The sequence below is a fragment of the Enterobacter sp. 61D5 genome, assembly GCF_034107965.1.
Taxonomy (GTDB): domain Bacteria; phylum Pseudomonadota; class Gammaproteobacteria; order Enterobacterales; family Enterobacteriaceae; genus Enterobacter; species Enterobacter cloacae_M.
In genome coordinates this window covers 126,010-143,797 of record NZ_JAWNFK010000019.1, presented here as the reverse complement: position 1 = coordinate 143,797, position 17,788 = coordinate 126,010, and the positions used below count along the sequence as shown (strand labels likewise).

At 57.2% G+C, this 17,788-nt stretch carries 14 protein-coding genes; 6 read left to right on the top strand and 8 right to left on the bottom strand.

Going from position 1 to position 17,788, the window contains the following annotated elements:
- Positions 1 to 4 precede the first annotated feature (4 nt).
- Both pdeH and UTM25_RS17720 read left to right on the top strand, forming a co-directional pair.
- Positions 5 to 778, top strand: coding sequence for a cyclic-guanylate-specific phosphodiesterase (gene pdeH / locus UTM25_RS17725; RefSeq protein WP_194401366.1), 774 nt, complete (start codon positions 5 to 7; stop codon positions 776 to 778).
- A 65-nt stretch (positions 779 to 843) separates the two neighbouring features.
- Positions 844 to 2,886, top strand: coding sequence for an AsmA family protein (locus UTM25_RS17720; protein ID WP_194401367.1), 2,043 nt, complete (start codon positions 844 to 846; stop codon positions 2,884 to 2,886).
- Positions 2,887 to 2,945: 59 nt separating this feature from the next.
- Here the strand turns inward: UTM25_RS17720 and UTM25_RS17715 are convergent, their stop codons facing one another.
- The 3 genes from UTM25_RS17715 to UTM25_RS17705 all read right to left on the bottom strand — a co-directional run bounded on the left by UTM25_RS17715 (position 2,946) and on the right by UTM25_RS17705 (position 6,506).
- Positions 2,946 to 4,268: an MFS transporter gene (locus tag UTM25_RS17715; RefSeq protein ID WP_111963705.1), complete on the bottom strand. Its 1,323-nt coding sequence runs from the start codon at positions 4,266 to 4,268 to the stop codon at positions 2,946 to 2,948.
- A 260-nt stretch (positions 4,269 to 4,528) separates the two neighbouring features.
- Positions 4,529 to 5,554: an inner membrane protein YhjD gene (gene yhjD, locus UTM25_RS17710; protein ID WP_194401368.1), complete on the bottom strand. Its 1,026-nt coding sequence runs from the start codon at positions 5,552 to 5,554 to the stop codon at positions 4,529 to 4,531.
- A gap of 52 nt (positions 5,555 to 5,606) precedes the next feature.
- The gene (locus UTM25_RS17705) at positions 5,607 to 6,506 is read right to left on the bottom strand and encodes a LysR family transcriptional regulator (protein ID WP_023309580.1); all 900 of its coding nucleotides are present in this window, start codon (positions 6,504 to 6,506) and stop codon (positions 5,607 to 5,609) included.
- Between the two features lie 119 nt (positions 6,507 to 6,625).
- On the opposite strand from UTM25_RS17705, the gene UTM25_RS17700 reads away from it, so the two are divergent.
- Positions 6,626 to 7,384 carry an SDR family NAD(P)-dependent oxidoreductase gene (locus tag UTM25_RS17700; RefSeq protein ID WP_194401369.1) on the top strand — a complete coding sequence of 253 codons (759 nt, stop codon included), beginning with the start codon at positions 6,626 to 6,628 and terminating at the stop codon, positions 7,382 to 7,384.
- Positions 7,385 to 7,651: 267 nt separating this feature from the next.
- On the opposite strand, the gene UTM25_RS17695 is transcribed toward UTM25_RS17700, so the two are convergent.
- Positions 7,652 to 8,191 (bottom strand): GNAT family N-acetyltransferase, encoded by a 540-nt coding sequence (locus UTM25_RS17695; RefSeq protein WP_194401370.1) that lies wholly within the window; start codon positions 8,189 to 8,191, stop codon positions 7,652 to 7,654.
- Positions 8,192 to 8,339: 148 nt separating this feature from the next.
- Between UTM25_RS17695 and UTM25_RS17690 the strand changes: the two genes are divergently transcribed.
- The gene (locus UTM25_RS17690) at positions 8,340 to 9,929 is read left to right on the top strand and encodes an STY4199 family HEPN domain-containing protein (protein ID WP_194401371.1); all 1,590 of its coding nucleotides are present in this window, start codon (positions 8,340 to 8,342) and stop codon (positions 9,927 to 9,929) included.
- 59 nt (positions 9,930 to 9,988) lie between these two features.
- On the opposite strand, the gene UTM25_RS17685 is transcribed toward UTM25_RS17690, so the two are convergent.
- From UTM25_RS17685 to UTM25_RS17675, 3 genes are all read right to left on the bottom strand, one after another.
- Positions 9,989 to 11,638 (bottom strand): alpha,alpha-trehalase, encoded by a 1,650-nt coding sequence (locus UTM25_RS17685; protein WP_029740255.1) that lies wholly within the window; start codon positions 11,636 to 11,638, stop codon positions 9,989 to 9,991.
- 181 nt (positions 11,639 to 11,819) lie between these two features.
- Complete coding sequence (gene gorA, locus UTM25_RS17680; protein ID WP_194401372.1) at positions 11,820 to 13,172, bottom strand: glutathione-disulfide reductase; 1,353 nt, start codon at positions 13,170 to 13,172, stop codon at positions 11,820 to 11,822.
- Positions 13,173 to 13,243: 71 nt separating this feature from the next.
- Positions 13,244 to 14,086: a 23S rRNA (adenine(2030)-N(6))-methyltransferase RlmJ gene (locus UTM25_RS17675; RefSeq protein WP_023333753.1), complete on the bottom strand. Its 843-nt coding sequence runs from the start codon at positions 14,084 to 14,086 to the stop codon at positions 13,244 to 13,246.
- Positions 14,087 to 14,300: 214 nt separating this feature from the next.
- Here UTM25_RS17675 and prlC point away from each other — a divergent pair, with 214 nt between their 5' ends.
- Together prlC and rsmJ are read left to right on the top strand one after the other, a co-directional pair.
- Positions 14,301 to 16,343: an oligopeptidase A gene (prlC, locus tag UTM25_RS17670; protein ID WP_194401373.1), complete on the top strand. Its 2,043-nt coding sequence runs from the start codon at positions 14,301 to 14,303 to the stop codon at positions 16,341 to 16,343.
- 7 nt (positions 16,344 to 16,350) lie between these two features.
- Positions 16,351 to 17,103: a 16S rRNA (guanine(1516)-N(2))-methyltransferase RsmJ gene (gene rsmJ, locus UTM25_RS17665; RefSeq protein ID WP_194401374.1), complete on the top strand. Its 753-nt coding sequence runs from the start codon at positions 16,351 to 16,353 to the stop codon at positions 17,101 to 17,103.
- Between the two features lie 98 nt (positions 17,104 to 17,201).
- Here rsmJ and uspA read toward each other — a convergent pair whose 3' ends face one another.
- Positions 17,202 to 17,639 carry a universal stress protein UspA gene (gene uspA, locus UTM25_RS17660; RefSeq protein WP_003861223.1) on the bottom strand — a complete coding sequence of 146 codons (438 nt, stop codon included), beginning with the start codon at positions 17,637 to 17,639 and terminating at the stop codon, positions 17,202 to 17,204.
- Between the last annotated feature and the right edge of the window lie 149 nt (positions 17,640 to 17,788).

Here is a 17,788-nt window from a genome sequence, read left to right as displayed (position 1 = left end):
TGAAATGAAGTCAGAGCAGGTTATCCAGCGGCTGAGCACTACGCCTGAGGCAAGTATCGAGAACTTGCAGGAGCATCGCTACTGGCTGCAATGCGAGCGTGCGTACACCTATCAGCCGATCTACCGAACAGATGGTCGACTGATGGCAATTGAAATTTTGACCGTCGTTACGCACCCCTCAAACCCTACTCAGCGCATCGCGCCGGATCGCTATTTTGCCGAAGTTGCCGTTCGCCAGCGTCTGGACGTGCTGGAAGAACAGCTTCGTATGCTGGCGACGAAGCAGCCCTTTTTCGAACAGCACGATATCCTCGCCTCGGTGAACGTCGATGGCCCAACCCTGCTGGCGCTGCGCCAGAACGCAAAATTGCAGGAGCTGATCGCCACCCTGCCGTGGATGCGCTTTGAGCTGGTGGAGCATGTCCGTCTGCCGCAGGATTCCTCGTTTGCTTCGATATGCGAATACGGCCCGCTGTGGCTGGATGACTTTGGCACCGGCATGGCGAACTTCTCCGCCCTGAGTGAGGTGCGCTACGACTACATTAAAGTGGCCCGCGACCTGTTCATTATGCTGCGTCAGACCCCGGAAGGACGGAATCTGTTTACGCTGTTATTACAGCTGATGAACCGCTATTGCCAGGGCGTGATTGTTGAAGGCGTGGAAACGCTGGAAGAGTGGCGTGATGTGCAAAACTCTCCCGCAGCGGCGGCGCAAGGCTATTATCTCTCTCGCCCGGTGCCTATGGATCGCCTCGATAACGTTATAACGACCCTCTGATAAGCCCGCTTCCCTTTGTCTGGACTATAGTTTTACAGAACAGGTCATCAGGAAAGGGGATAAAAATGACAAGAACAACCAGGGTAATCTCCTGGACAGCAGGGATTTTCTTGTTGTTGATCGTTGTCGTCGCCATCATTATTGCGACGTTTGACTGGAACCGTCTCAAGCCGACCATCAACCAGAAAGTCTCAACCGAACTGAACCGCCCCTTCGCCATACGCGGTGATTTAGGGGTGGTATGGGAGCGTCAGAAAGAGGAGCCCGGCTGGCGAAGCTGGATCCCCTGGCCACACGTCCATGCCGACGACATCATTCTCGGCAACCCGCCGGATATCCCGGACGTCACCATGGTCCACCTGCCGCGCGCGGAAGCCACGCTAGCGCCGTTAGCGCTTCTGACCAAAACAGTTTATCTGCCGTGGATCAAACTTCAGCAGCCCGATGCGCGTCTGATCCGACTCTCAGAAAAAAACAACAACTGGACCTTTAACCTTGCCAGCGATGGCGAAAAAGATCCGAATGCCCAGCCTTCCTCCTGGTCATTCCGTCTCGACAATATTCTTTTCGATCGCGGACGGATCGCCATCGACGATAAGGTCAGCAGGGCGGATGTGGAGATCCTGGTCGATCCGCTGGGCAAACCGCTGCCGTTTAGCGAGGTCACGGGCACGAAAGCGAAAGGTGACGTGGCAAGCGTGGGTGACTATGTCTTCGGCCTGACGGCAAAAGGGCGCTACAACGGCCAGCCGCTGAGCGGAAAAGGGAAAATAGGCGGCATGCTGGCGCTACGGAGCGAAGGTACGCCGTTCCCGGTGCAGGCGGACTTCCGTTCCGGTAACACCCGCGTGGCGTTCGTGGGCACGGTCAACGACCCGATGAATATGGGAGGCGTCGACCTTCAGCTTAAATTTGCCGGCGATTCGCTGGGCGAGCTGTATGACCTGACCGGCGTACTGCTGCCGGATACCCCGCCGTTCGAAACGGACGGGCATCTGGTCGCCAAAATTGATACCGAAAAATCATCCGTTTTTGACTACCGGGATTTTAACGGCCGCATCGGCGACAGCGACATCCACGGCACGCTGACCTACACCACCGGAAAACCGAGGCCGAAGCTGGAAGGGGATGTTGAGTCCCGTCAGCTGCGTCTGGCCGATCTTGGTCCGCTGATTGGCGTGGATTCGGGCAAAGGTACTAAGTCGAAAGAGGTCAAAAAGGACGTTCAGCCTGCGGGTAAAGTACTGCCTTACGATCGCTTCGAAACCGACAAATGGGACGTGATGGATGCGGATGTACGCTTCAAAGGCGGAAAAATTGAGCATGGCAGTACGCTGCCGATCAGCAATCTTTCGACCCATATCCTTCTCAAAAACGCCGACCTGCGCCTGCAGCCGCTGAAGTTCGGCATGGCGGGGGGGACGATTTCCTCGAACATTCACCTGGAAGGCGATAAGAAGCCGATGCAGGGACGGGCGGAGATCCAGGCGCGTCGATTGAAGCTTAAAGAGCTGATGCCGAACGTAGAGCTGATGCAGAAAACCCTCGGTGAAATGAACGGTAATGCCGATATTCGCGGCGTGGGGAACTCGGTGGCGGCGCTGCTGGGCAGCGGCAACGGGAACCTGAAACTGCTGATGAACGACGGGCTGGTGAGCCGAAACCTGATGGAGATCCTGGGGCTGAACGTCGGTAACTACGTCATCGGGCAAATCTTCGGTGATGACGAGGTGCGGGTGAACTGCGCGGCGGCCAATCTGGATCTGGTTAACGGCGTGGCGCGTCCGCAGATTTTTGCCTTCGACACGGAAAACGCGGTGATTAACGTGACCGGGACCGCCAGCATGGCCTCAGAGCAGCTTGATCTGACGATTGACCCGGAAAGTAAGGGGCTCCGTATCATCACCCTGCGCTCGCCGCTTTACGTGCGCGGAACCTTCAAAAACCCGCAGGCGGGCGTGAAGCCCGGACCGCTGATTGCGCGCGGTGCAGTGGCTGCGGCGCTTGCGACGCTGGTCACCCCAGCCGCAGCCCTGCTGGCGTTGATTTCGCCGTCAGAAGGCGAGGCGAATCAGTGCCGGACTATTTTGTCGCAGATGAAGAAGTAGCTCCCGTTCGCCCTCTCCCTGTGGGAGAGGGCCGGGTGAGGGCATCAGGCCGCAGTGAATTACAGAGCCTGGTGCTTCGTCTCGTGCGTCAGCAGCAGCGCAATCAGCGTCAGCGCCGCCATGGCCGCCAGATAGACGCCCACATAGAACAGACCATAGTTCGCCTGAAGCCAGGTGGCGATATACGGCGCAACGGACGCGCCCAGAATAGACGAGACGTTGTAGGAGAACGACGCACCGGTATAACGCACTTCCGTCGGGAACAGCTCAGGCAGCAGCGCGCCCATCGGGCCGAAGGTCAACCCCATCAGGCTCAGGCCAATCAGCAGATAGGCCATCACCAGCGCCGGGCTACCTGAACCCAGCAGCGGCGGGAAGACGAACAGGGCAAACAGAACGATCAGCGTGGTGATCGTAATCATGCTCGCACGACGACCGAATTTATCCGCAAGCAGTCCCGCAATAGGAACCATCACGCCAAACCCGATCACCGCCATCATCAGCATCCACAGCACTTCGTTACGCGGCAGCCCCAGGCCAACCGGCGCGGCGGCGGTACTGAACGTCATGGAGTAGACGGTCATGATGTAGAACAGCGTATAGGTTGCCAGCATGATAAACGTGCCCAGCACGGTCACGCGGACGTGTTTGGTCAGCAGCGTACCCAGCGGCACTTTCACCTGCTTGTTCGCCGCGGCCACTTTCGCAAAAACTGGGGTCTCATGCAGCGAAACGCGCACATACAGGCCAATCAGTACCAGGACGGCTGAGAAGATAAACGGAATACGCCAGCCCCAGCTCATGAACTGTTCATCCGTCAGCAGCCAGGAGAGCAGCAGGAACGTCCCGTTGGCAAAGAAGAAGCCAATCGGTGCGCCCAGCTGCGGGAATGAACCGTACAGCGCGCGCTTGCGCGCCGGGGCGTTCTCGGTGGCCAGCAGCGCCGCGCCGCCCCATTCACCGCCCAGTCCCAGACCCTGACCAAAACGCGCCAGCGCCAGCAGGACCGGCGCCAGAATGCCGATGGTTTCATAGGTCGGCAGCAGACCGATGGCTACGGTGGAGATGCCCATCGTCAGCAGTGAGGCCACCAGGGTGACTTTTCGGCCAATGCGATCGCCAAAGTGTCCAAACAGCGCAGAGCCAATCGGACGCGCAACAAACGCGATAGCAAAGGTCGCCAGAGACTGCAGCGTGGCCGCCGTCGGATCGCCCTGCGGGAAGAAAATGTGCGGGAAGACGATGACCGCCGCGGTGGCATAAATATAAAAGTCGAAGAACTCAATGGCGGTGCCAATCAGCGAGGCGACGACAACTTTATTGCGTGAATTTACCGGAACGTTTTCCGTTTCTGAGTCGAGTGTGGTGGCGGTTGCTTGCATAATATTTTCTTATTTTTGTCGAACGAAAGGCCATATTACGCACAGCAAAAGCGACATTTCAATCTGTAACAAAGCCGTGTGCTGGTGATAAAAGCAACAAAAAGCGAATAATTTTCAGGCCAGCGAAAAGACGTCTATGAAATGCTTCACAGATTTTAAATATCAGTCCATTAAACTGGTTTTTGGTTAAATAAAAGTTACTAACTGGATTTATATGCTGAAATGATGAATCGGGCTGAAATTTCAGCCCGAGAGCGGGGCTAGCGGTGTGTTTTACCGGGCATTCGCGTGTCGCCTTTGTACTCGGCGGTGGCAATCCATGCCGCGCAGAACAGGGTCAGGCGGGCGAAGAAGTAGAAGAAGGCCATCAGTCCCAGCACCGAGCCAAACGCCGCGCCAGAAGGAGATTTAACCAGTGACGGTAAGGTGTAAGTCATCACGATTTTGATCGCCTCAAAGCCGATCGCCGCAATCAACGTGCCGCGGATCAGCGCCTTCTTGTGCGGACGATGGCGGGGCAAGCGCCAGAAGATCCAGAAGAACAGCAGGTAGTTGGCGAAGATGGAAATGGCCAGCCCAATGCCGCGCCAGGCGGGCTTCAGCCATTCGATGTAATCAAGATAGAGCGCGGAGATGATCATCTGCTGCGCCGAGCCCGCCACGGAGGTAATGGAAAGCGTCACGATGAGCGCGACGAGCAGCCCAATCAGCGAAACAAAATCGCGGAGATACTTCACCCAGATTTTCTCCTGGTCCTGCGGCTTACGCTCCCAGACGTCGCGCGACTGGGCGCGAATGGCCTCGCGCAGGTTGCCCATCCAGTTAATGCCGGAGTAAAGGGCAATCAGCAAACCGACGATGCCGACGGTGGTACGCTGCTGAACGGCGGTATTGATGGTGCTCTTGAGCGTGCTGGCAAGGGTCGGGTCACTGACGTTATTCAGGATCTTATTGAAGATATCCTGCAGGAGCGTAGGGTGCGACGCGAGCACAAAACCGGCTGCCGCAAACGACACCATCAGGATAGGGATCATCGACAGGAAGGAAAAATAGGTGATGGCGGCACCAAACTGGTTTCCCATGCGGTCATTAAAGCGCTCGGTCGCGCGTATCAGATGCGCAACCATGGGAAACTGCTGAATTCTCGCGGCGATGCCGGTGACAGTCCCCAGCGCTTTGCTGGCGGTGCCTGGCGTTTTGGCCTCTTCGGGCCCGGTTTCCATCTTTTTGACTGGCTCATACTCTAAATGTTGGGTGGGTCGTTGCGGGTTGTTTTCCGGCGTCACGCGCATTTTCCTTTTCGTTGAGCTGGATGTGTTTTTGAATTATAGCTTGCGGCTAGTCCACGTAAGCTTTTGTGAGTTCGGTAAGCCACTCCATGAATAGATGCACCCGGCGAGAGAGGTTGCGGCGGTGAGGGTAAATCAGGGAGACAGGCATTGCTTCGGCCCGGTATTGCGGGAGGATCTCAATCAGTTTCTTCGCGCGCAGTAAATCGCGCACCCCAACCCGCGGAACCTGAATAATGCCCAGCCCGGCGAGACAGGCAGCCTGGTAAGTTTCCGTGCTGTTGACGGTTAACACCCCGCCCGTTTTTATCCACTGCGTCGCACTGCCGTTATAAAACTCAAAGCCCTGCGGACGGGTTCCCAGCATCGCAGCGTAGTGGATCACGGCGTGCGAGCCTAAATCGTCCAGGGTTTCCGGATAGCCAAATCGCGCCAGATAATCCGGGCTGGCGCAGTTAATCACCGACAGCTTGCCCAGCGGACGGGCAATCAGCCCTGAATCCTTCAATGTGCCGACGCGCACCACGCAATCAAACCCTTCGCGGATCACATCCACCAGACGATCGCTGCTGCTGAGCTCCAGTTCAATGCCCGGGTAGTGCTGCAGAAAAGCAGGCAGTTTGGGGATGACTAAATTTCGAGCAACGCCGACGGGCATATCCACGCGGAGCCGACCGCTGATGCTGGAGGGATCGTGCTGAAACATACCGTCGAGTTCATCAAGGTTTGCCAGCAGATCTTTTGCCCGTTCGTAATAGACCATGCCGTCCTGCGTCAGGCTGACGCGGCGCGTGGTGCGGTGCAATAGCTGGGTGCCAAGCCGGTTTTCCAGAGCCTGAATTTGCCGCGAGACGCTGCCTTTTGGCAGGGTTAATGTTTCGGCCGCGCGGGAAAAACTTTCCAGTTCCGCGACGCGGACGAACAACTGCATTGCGTGAATTTTATCCATAGGGGAAGCTCATTGTTGTTTCTGGTGAAACAGTGAAGCGTTTTAACCCATCTTTATTGATTTTCTATCACCTAATAAGCTCTTTCTCAATCTCCTTAACAGCCAAAACGAGGTTTATGATGAGTGAACGTATCGCATTAGTGACGGGTGGTAGCCGTGGTCTGGGCAAAAACGCTGCGTTAAAGCTGGCGGCAGACGGCACGGGAATTGTCCTGACATACAACCGTAGCCAGCAGGAAGCGCTGGATGTTGTGCATGAAATTCAGCAAAAAGGCGTCAACGCAGCGGCATTACAGCTCAACGTCGGTGATATCACGAGTTTTGATCATTTTGCCCGACAGCTTCAGGAAACCCTTAAGACCGTCTGGCAGCGCGAAACCTTTGACTATTTATTGAACAATGCCGGAACGGGTTTATACGCGCCCTATGCCGACACGACGGAGGCTCAGTTTGATGAAGCGCTGAACATTCATTTCAAAGGACCTTTCTTCCTGACCCAGCGCCTGCTGCCGCTGCTTAAAGACGGGGGACGTATCCTCAACGTCTCCAGCGGGCTGGCCCGTTTTACCCAGCCGGGCTCAGGGACCTACGCGGCCATGAAGGGGGCGATGGAAGTGCTGACGCGTTATCAGGCGAAAGAGCTGGGCGCGCGCGGAATTTCCGTCAATATCATTGCGCCGGGCGCTATTGAAACTGACTTTGGCGGCGGACGCGTGCGCGACAACGCGGAGCTGAATCAGCTTCTGGCCTCGCAGACGGCGCTGGGCCGGGTGGGGCTGCCGGACGATATTGGCGATGCCATTGCGGCACTGCTCAGCGATAAATTGGGCTGGATGAACGCGCAACGTATTGAAGTATCAGGCGGTATGTTCCTGTGATACGCGGGCTTAAGGGGAAGGAGCCCCTTAAGGAAACCCTTAGTATGGATGTGTCTGCATACTGACAGTGATAAAGAACACAGGCAGCCATAGCCGATAACCCCTTTTCATCATGATATTTCTCCAGAGACCGACCCGGATGTTTTTTTATTAACGCAACGGCCGCTGAAAATATTTTCAGCGAATGATGTTTGATATTCGTTTCCTCTTAATAGCGACACTAAAGAGGAAACGACGTCCGGGAAATATCTGCTAAAAAGCGGTTGGTCAGGAATTATTATTCAGGTATTCATGCTGTAATAAACCAAATAGCCAGTCATTTTGCCAGCGCCCCGCAAGGTAATAGCTCTCGCGTAATTCACCTTCCAGACGAAAGCGGGCTTTTTCCAGCAGGCGTCTTGACGCGACATTTCCCGCGGTGACGATGGCGGTGAGTCGCCGTATACCGCCTTGATGAAAAGCGTAATCGCAAAGTGCTTTCAGGGATTCAAAGCCGTAACCTTTCCCCTGCGCCTCGGGTGCGAAAAGGAAGCCCACTTCTGCGCAGTCCTCCTCCCGATGAATATACCCGGTAACGCCCAGCGGGGCCTGTGAGGCGGTGTCACGTACGACGAGACAAAGCCAGTGCGCGCTGCCCGGTGCCCATGGGGTCAGGCGCGAATCAAACGCCTCGCGGATCGCCGCGACGGGACGGTCTTCCGCCACAAAGCGCATCACGTCCGGGTGCTGCTGTAGCGCCAGAAAAAAGGGCCAGTCTTGTTCCTGCAGGGGCGAACAGGTCAGGCGAGAGGTAATTAAAACCGGCATTCAGATTCTCCTGAAACATTTTAAATCATTTTAGGGTTGTCACTTTATTTCAACAGAAAGTCAGGTATGGTTAACCGCGTATAAATAAAAAGAATAAAGGGCGTTTCGTGCCCATTTCGGATGTCTTCGTTGTCGCTTAAGGAAAACAATGACTCTCAGCACATCACATCATATTCGCGAACAGTTTGAACACTGTCTGGCGGTCATTCGCCAGGCGTCGGTGGAAATTTTACTCCTTCTGAATGTACATGCTTCTGAGGGCAAAGATCCACGCTGGTTCCTGGAACAACTCGACAGCGCGCGATTAGCTCTGGGCGGCTGGGGAGCCGTTGCGAAAAAACTCAACCTGAATGATGCCGAGATGTCGGAATTTACGCTCCAGCTGCGCCTGCTGCAGCAGCGCGTTCCGCAGTATGAAAGCGGACAGGATGTGAGTGAAAACCAGCTTATTGCGGCGATGCGGTTTGTGACCGCTCTGGAACATCTTCGGCTGCAGCAGCCGCTGTTGACCTACAGCACTGACCTTGCACCGGGAAGCGAACTACAACAGCAGCAGGCGCACAAGCAGGTACGCGCGATTGAGCTGATGATTAAAGGGCTCATCCAGCAGGCCTGGCCCGATCAGGTGCGGCTGAACAACCATCTTAAGACCCTGTTTAACGCTGACCGCGTACGGCGCTGGCTGAAGCTTGGCGAGATCAATGATGTCCTCAGCGGCATGATGTTCAGTGAACTGGCGCAGATGCTGGTGGATAAAAAAGAGTTCAGCCGCTATTACGCTTCGCTGTTCAGCGACCCGTCCATGCTGACGTTGCTGGTTGAACCGCGCAAAACGCTGCAAACCTTCCTCGATGACATTCGGCAAATCCGCAACAGCATTACCGTTCAGAAAACGTTAAGCTCGGCGCAAATCCAGCTGCTGGAAAACTACTATGCGCAGATCGCGCGGCCCGTTCAGCGCGCGTTTGAAGAGGGGAGAACGCGCGTCAATCCGGCCGGATTCATGGCGGTAGATGCCAGCGAATTGCATACCTTCTGGGAAAAGGCGCAGAAAATGGATCGGGTCACCGGTGGGGATCTGTTTGAAGTCCGTGACACCATTGAAAAGCCGACCCAGCGCGCGCCGCGTACCCCCGAACAACGCGAGCAGCTCATTTCCGGTGCGCTATGGGGGGCGGTTGGCGTCATGGTGATTGCTATCGTGGCGGGGGGCTTCTGGCTGGTGACCAGCAGCAAACCGCAGCCTGCAACCGCCAGCGCGGCTGAAGCGGCTTCTCCGCAGGAAATGCGCGAGACGCCTTCTTCGCGCGAAACGCTCACGCGCATGGGGGTCACCTGGGACGAGAATAATTTCCGCTCGGCCATTAACCGCAACGATACCCGCGTGACCCTGCTGTTTTTGCAGGGCGGCATGGACTGGAAGCTCTCCTGGACCGAAGAGGCGATGTCGGCAGGCTATGACGATGTGCTGGAGCTGATGTTACGCTACCGGCAGAACATGGTGGAAGAGAAGCCGTGCCGTCGCTTCATCAACACGCTCAGCCACGCCATGTCGAACGGCGAGTCTCTGACCTCGGTTCGTAAAGAGTATCTCAAAGCTTTCTGCACCGTGCCTGCCGTGGTGAAACGCCAGCAGCACGATCTCGACATGGCCACACGCCGCGCGCAGTCGCAGCCGGATGCCACCACGAAAAAATGGCAGTCCATTCAGACTGCCATTTATGAGGTGATTCGCTGATCTCTTCTCCCTCTCCCTGTGGGAGAGGGCTGGGGTGAGGGCACCAGACCGCACCCCGCTTAAGGCTCCCCATACAACCCAATCAGCCGCCGCACCACGCCGTTCGTCCAGCCGAAACCGTCCTGCAGCGGATACTCACCCCCGCCACCTTCGCGCGGCGTGCTGCTGGCGATGTGGTACTTCTCAATCAGCTTGTGATGCGTCTTATAAAAATGGTTCACCGTATGCAGCCAGCTCCAGGCGATCTCATCGCCCAGCGAGTCGTTGCCGTACTGCTTGAACCCCTGAATCGCCATCCACTGCAGCGGCGCCCAGCCGTTGGGTTTATCCCACTGCTCGCTGGTTTCGTACTCGGTCGCCAGAATTCCGCCCGGGGTCAGCAGCCGCGATTTGACCGCATCAGACAAACGTTCTGCCTGCTCGTGCGTCGCCATTCCAACATACAGCGGCACAATGCTGGCGGCAGAAAACAGAGCCAGCTCTTCGCGTCGCCAGTCGTAATCGCGGTAGCAGCCGCTCTCCTCGTCCCACAGATAGCGGTTCACCGCCGCGCGGCGATCGTTGGCTTTCTGGCGGAACGCCTCTGCCGTCTCTTTATCCCCTTTCGACGCGGAGATATTGGCGATAGCGCTTTCCAGCTTGAACAGGAAGGCGTTCAGATCGATGGGGATAAACTGCGTCGTGCGGATGCTGGCGAGCCGCGACGGATCGCGCAGCCAGCGGGACGAATAATCCCAGCCGGACGCCGCCCCCGCGCGCAGATCGCGGTAAACCTCATTGGGCGGACGACCCGAGTGGCGGGCAGTTTCCACGTCCTCAATCCACGATTCGTCGCGCGGGGTATCACGGTCGTCCCAGTAGCGGTTGAGCAGTGAACCGTCCGGCATGCGCACGGCGCTGCGGTAAGCCTGGTTAAGCAGCAGCGACTCCGCGCCGTCCATCCAGAAGGCGTACTCCATTTTGAGGTGATCCAGATAGCGTTTAGCACCGCGCACGCCGTCCTCCTCGAACAGCTCCACCATCAGGGCAAAGACCGGCGGCTGCGAGCGGCTGAGATAATAGGTGCGGTTGCCGTTGGGGATATGCCCGTAGCGTTCAATCAACCAGGCGAAGTTGTCCGCCATACATTTGAGCAGATCGTTACGGCCGCTCTCAGCCAGCCCCAGCATGGAAAAATAGGAATCCCAGTAGTAGGTCTCGCTGAATCGCCCGCCGGGGACGATATAGGCCTGGGGCAGGGCCAGCAGGGAAGACCAGGGAATATGATCCTGCGGCTCGCGCGTCAGCACCGGCCACAGGTTATCAATGTGCTCTTTCAGGGAGAGTCCCGGGTCGGAGACATATTCTGTGCCGTACGTTTCCGGCATCCAGAAGTGGTTCTCCACAAACTGGCGCAGGTCGAAATCCCGATGGCGTCTGACCTTGCGGTAGCGGATCAGGATATCCAGCGGATCCATCTTCGGCGCGCAGTCGGGGAAGGTTTTACTGTCCGCAAACAGCCGCGTCGACTGCACATGCTCGAACAGTTCAAGATAGCGGTCTGCGGGCGTCAACGCATCGGAGGCAGGTAGCCCCTCGATCATTTCGGGTTCCGGCTCCGCCTCAATCATTTCATCCAGTTTCAACTCGCAGGGATCGGTCTCGTAGCGCAGCTCTTCTGCAATCTCGAACTCGATGTTCTCGGTAGCCTGTAGTTTCTGGTTGAACATGGTGATAGGGACCTCCGGTTGTGTGTTCAAAAGACAGGTTTATCCGGGCGTCTTATAAGCGTAGACATTCGCTTCGGTAGATGGGGAGGGAAATGTGCGGTAGATCACTATTTTCGGAGCATTCGTTTTGCAACGATTTATGAATGTTAAAAAAATGCCCCTCCGGGGAGGGGCATCAGGATTAACGCATGGTCACAAACTCTTCCGCGGCCGTCGGGTGGATGGCCACCGTGTTGTCGAAGTCTTTCTTGGTTGCGCCCATCTTCAGCGCCACGGCGAAGCCCTGCAGGATCTCGTCCATGCCGAAGCCGATGCCGTGGATGCCGACAATCTTCTCTTCCGGACCTACGCAGACCAGCTTCATGCGGCACGGCTGACGGTGAGAGGTGACGGCGGTGTACATCGCGGTAAACGCCGATTTATACACTTTCACCTGATCGTCGCTGTACTGCTCGCGCGCCTGCGGCTCAGTTAAGCCGACGGTGCCGATTGGCGGATGGCTGAAGACCACGGTTGGAATGTTGCTGTAGTCCAGATGCTCGTCCGGCTTGTTGTTGAACAGGCGCTCGGAGAGACGACGACCCGCCGCAACGGCAACCGGCGTCAGCTCAAACGCACCGGTATTATCGCCGACCGCATAAATGCCCGGCACGCTGGTATTCTGGAATTTATCGACGAGGATATAGCCTTTTTCGTCGGTTTTCACGCCAGTTACGCCCAGGTTGAAGTTATCGTTCGCAGGTTCACGGCCAATCGCCCAGATCAGGCAATCGACGGTCTGGCTGCGGCCATCTTCAAGCTCAAGGGTCAGGCTGCCGTCCGCGTTTTTCACGACCGCTTTTGGCACGGCGTTGGTGTGCAGGGTCGGGCCTTCGGTGTTCATCACTTCAACCAGCGTATCGACAATCAGCGGGTCAAAGCTGCGCAGCGGCGCGTGTTTACGTACGAACAGGTGCGCTTCTGCGCCCAGGCCGTTAATCACGCCAGCCAGTTCCACCGCAATGTAACCCGCGCCAACAACGGCAACGCGTTTTGGCAGGGCAGGCAGCTCGAAGAAACCGTCGGAATCAATGCCGTATTCCACGCCCGGGATGTTCGGGTGGCTCGGACGACCGCCGGTGGCGATCAGGATGTGATCGGCGGTGATCGTCTCGCCGTTCACTTCGATCGTTTTCGCGTCCACAAAGCGGGCGAAACCGTGGATGACATCGACGTTATTTTTACCCAGCACGTTGTCGTACGAGGTGTGAATACGGTCGATGTAGGCGGTACGGCTGGCGATCAGTTTGTCCCAGTCGAAGCGGTTGATGGTGGTGTCAAAGCCGTAGTCCGGGCCATACATATGGATAGCTTCACGGATCTGCGCCGCATGCCACATCACTTTCTTCGGTACACAACCCACGTTCACGCAGGTGCCGCCCAGCGCTTTGGCTTCAATCAGTGCGCACTTCTGGCCGTACATGGCCGCACGGTTGATGGAGGCGATGCCGCCGCTGCCGCCGCCGATTGCGATGTAGTCATAATGCTTAGTCATTGCTTTTGTCCTTAATCGTGAATTGCCGCGATTGTATACCTGAAATCAATAGTTTCCACCGATGGCTGCGATTACTCCGGCACGATCCAACTGACGGTGGCGTGGCCTGTACCCGCTGGCACCAGCGTTTTATGCAGCCACGGCAGCACGTTGTTCATCTGCGCTTCAAGCTTCCACGGCGGGTTGATCACAATCATGCCGGAGGCGGTCATGCCGCGCTGATCGCTGTCAGGGCGTACCGCCAGCTCGATCTGCAGGATCTTGCGGATGCCGGTCGCTTCCAGGTCTTTGATCATGCGTTTGATTTGCGCGCGCAGCACTACCGGGTACCACAGGGCATAGGTGCCGGTAGCAAAGCGTTTGTAGCCTTCGTGGATGCCGGTAACCACCGCCTGATAGTCGGTTTTGATTTCGTACGGCGGGTCGATCAGCACCAGGCCGCGACGGGAAACCGGCGGCAGCTTGGCCTTCAGCTGCTGGTAACCGTCGGATTTTTCCACGCGGGCGCGGCTGTCTTTCTGGAATTCAGAACGCAGCAGCGGGAAGTCGCTCGGATGCAGTTCGGTCAGCTGGAGACTGTCCTGCTCGCGCAGCAGCTGGCGCGCAATCAGCGGCGAGCCAGGGTAGTAGCGCAGCTGGCCGTTGCGGTTGAAGTGATTCACCACGCCGATGTACGGCTCCAGCTCGGCAGGCAGGTCGTCCTGCTGCCAGATGCGGGCAATCCCTTCCAGATATTCACCGGTACGCTCGGCATGCTCGCCGCTCAGCTGATAACGGCCCGCGCCCGCGTGCGTGTCCAGATAGAGAAACGGCTTCTCTTTTTCTTTGAGCGATTCGATGATCAGGCTCTGAACGGTGTGTTTAAGGACGTCGGCGTGGTTGCCTGCGTGGAAGCTGTGGCGATAACTGAGCATGGATGAATGTGTTCCAGGTAGTAAACGTAGGCCCGATAAGCGTAGCGCCATCGGGCAAAAATAGAGCGTATCGCCACAGTATACAGAAAAGTTTCCACTGCCGCGAAAGCGCAACGTTCGGCATTGAAATCCTCTACACTTAACCCCATTCTAGATCCCATATGCACAGCGCCGGATGCGCGCTTCATTCACCTATTTCAACAGGACAGCGTTTATGACCAATCCATTACTGACGCCTTTTTCGTTGCCGCCGTTTTCTAAAATCCTCCCTGAGCATGTGGTTCCAGCCGTTACGCAATCGCTGGACAACTGCCGCGCGGCGGTAGAAAGCGTGGTAGCGCAGGGCGCGCCGTACACCTGGGAAAATCTGTGTCAGCCGCTGGCCGAAGTGGACGACGTGCTGGGGCGTATCTTCTCCCCGGTGAGCCACCTGAACTCGGTAAAAAACAGCCCGGAACTGCGCGAAGCCTACGAACAGACGCTGCCGCTGCTCTCTGAGTACAGCACCTGGGTTGGCCAGCACGAAGGGCTGTACAAAGCCTACCGCGACCTGCGCGACGGCGACCACTATGCCGAACTGAGCACGGCGCAGAAAAAATCGGTCGATAACGCCCTGCGTGATTTTGAGCTGTCCGGGATTGGCCTGCCAAAAGAGAAGCAGACCCGCTACGGCGAAATCGCCGCGCGTCTGTCCGAGCTGGGCAACCAGTACAGCAACAACGTGCTCGACGCCACCATGGGCTGGACGAAGCTGATTACCGACGAAGTGGAGCTTGCGGGTATGCCGGAAAGCGCGCTGGCGGCGGCAAAAGCCCAGGCCGAAGCGAAAGAGCAGGAAGGCTTCCTGTTGACGCTGGATATCCCGAGCTATCTGCCGGTGATGACCTACTGCGACAACCAGGCCCTGCGCGAAGAGATGTACCGCGCGTACAGCACCCGCGCCTCCGATCAGGGGCCGAATGCCGGTAAGTGGGACAACAGCCCGGTAATGGCGGAAATCCTTGCCCTGCGTCACGAGCTGGCGCAGCTGCTGGGCTTCGAAAACTACGCCGATAAATCCCTCGCCACCAAAATGGCGGAGAACCCGCGGCAGGTGCTCGACTTCCTGACCGATCTGGCGAAACGCGCCCGTCCGCAGGGTGAGAAAGAGCTGGCCCAGCTGCGCGCCTTCGCAAAAGCGGAGTTCGGCGTGGACGAACTGCAGCCGTGGGATATCGCGTACTACAGCGAAAAACAGAAGCAGCACCTTTACAGCATCAGCGACGAGCAGCTGCGCCCGTACTTCCCGGAAAACAAAGCCGTTAACGGCCTGTTCGAAGTGGTGAAACGCATCTACGGCATTACTGCCAAAGAGCGTACCGATATCGACGTCTGGCACCCGGACGTGCGTTTCTTCGAGCTGTATGACGAGAAAAACGAACTGCGCGGCAGCTTCTACCTCGATCTCTACGCGCGTGAGAACAAGCGCGGCGGGGCATGGATGGACGACTGCGTGGGCCAGATGCGTAAAGCCGACGGTTCTCTGCAGAAGCCGGTCGCCTACCTGACCTGTAACTTCAACCGTCCGGTAAGCGGCAAACCGGCGTTGTTCACCCACGACGAAGTGATCACCCTGTTCCACGAGTTTGGTCACGGTCTGCACCACATGCTGACCCGCATCGAAACCGCAGGCGTGGCCGGTATCAGCGGCGTGCCGTGGGATGCCGTCGAGCTGCCAAGCCAGTTTATGGAAAACTGGTGCTGGGAGCCGGACGCGCTGGCGTTTATTTCCAGTCACTATGAGACCGGCGAACCGCTGCCGAAAGAGCTGCTGGATAAAATGCTGGCGGCGAAAAACTACCAGGCGGCGATGTTCATCCTGCGCCAGCTGGAGTTCGGCCTGTTCGATTTCCGCCTGCACGCCGAGTTTAGCCCGGAGCAGGGGGCGAAAATCCTTGAGACCCTGGCCGAGATTAAAAAGCAGGTTGCCGTTATTCCAGGGCCAACCTGGGGCCGCTTCCCGCACGCGTTCAGCCACATCTTCGCCGGCGGCTACGCGGCGGGCTACTACAGCTACCTGTGGGCCGACGTGCTGGCGGCAGATGCTTTCTCCCGCTTCGAAGAAGAGGGGATCTTCAACCGCGAAACCGGCCAGTCGTTCCTCGATAACATTCTGACCCGAGGCGGGTCTGAAGAGCCAATGGTGCTGTTCAAACGCTTCCGCGGACGCGAGCCGCAGCTGGATGCGATGCTTGAGCATTACGGGATCAAAGGCTGATTGTTACGTGAAGATCTGCTTAGTAGATGAAACAGGCGCCGGAGACGGCGCCTTATCTGTTCTGGCGGCCCGCTGGGGGCTGGAGCACGATGAAGAAAACCTGATGGCGCTGGTGATGACGCCGGAACATCTCGAATTACGCAAGCGCGACGAACCGAAGCTCGGCGGGATTTTTGTCGACTTTGTCGGCGGCGCGATGGCGCACCGGCGCAAGTTCGGCGGCGGTCGCGGCGAAGCGGTGGCCAAAGCGGTCGGCATCAAAGGGAGCTACCTCCCGGACGTGGTCGATGCCACGGCGGGGCTGGGGCGCGATGCGTTTGTGCTGGCGTCTGTCGGCTGTCGCGTGCGGATGCTGGAGCGTAACCCGGTGGTCGCTGCGCTGCTCGACGACGGGCTGGTGCGAAGCTATGCGGACCCGGAAATCGGTACCTGGCTACAGGATCGTTTGCAGCTGATCCACGCCTCCAGCCTGACGGCATTGACGGATATCACCCCGCGCCCGCAGGTGGTCTATCTCGACCCTATGTTCCCGCATAAGCAGAAAAGCGCGCTGGTGAAGAAAGAGATGCGGGTGTTTCAGTCGCTGGTGGGGCCGGATTTGGATGCCGATGGCCTGCTGGAGCCGGCTCGTCAGCTCGCGACGAAGCGGGTGGTGGTAAAGCGCCCGGACTATGCGCCGCCGCTGGCGGACGTTGCGACCGCTAACGCGGTGACCACCAAAGGGCACCGGTTTGATATTTATCCGGGTACGCCGGAATAAAAAAAAGCCGGGTGGCGGCTTCGCCTTACCCGGCCGGTGTCCTTGAACTATCCCTTCTCCCTTTGGGAGAGGGTTAGGGTGAGGGGAATTTAACGCACTTATTCGTCTTCTTCGTCACGCAGTGGAACAATCAGCATATCCACGTGAACGGTGTTAATCAGCTGGCGCGCTGAAGACATCAGCTTGCTCCAGAAGTCCTGATGGTGACCGCAAACCACCAGGTCCATATCGTATTTCTTGATCGCATCAACCAGCACCTGGCCCAGGTCGCCGCTGCCGCTCAGGGTTTCGGTAATTGGATAGCCCGCGTTGGTGGAGAGTTCGCTCAGGGCATGGTGAGTCTCTTCGGAAATGCGTTTCTGCATATCGCCAAGATTCACGTCGATCAGACCGGTGTAGAGGTCGGAGTAATTCACGTCAACGTGAATCAGCGAAACTTTCGCGTTGTAGGGACGTGCCATGGATACCGCTTTATCAACCAGCACTTTGCTCTCAGGGGAGAGGTCTACCGCGATGAGAATGTGTTTGTAAGCCATAGTGTTACTCCTTCCTTAAGTTATCGATGACTAAATGGGAAAGCCGTCGTCTGATGCTTTCATTACGGCCCAGTTAAACATATTTTTCAAGCTTTGGTGTTGATAACGATTAACCTTGTGGCAAAAAAATTAACGGATCTCCTACACTA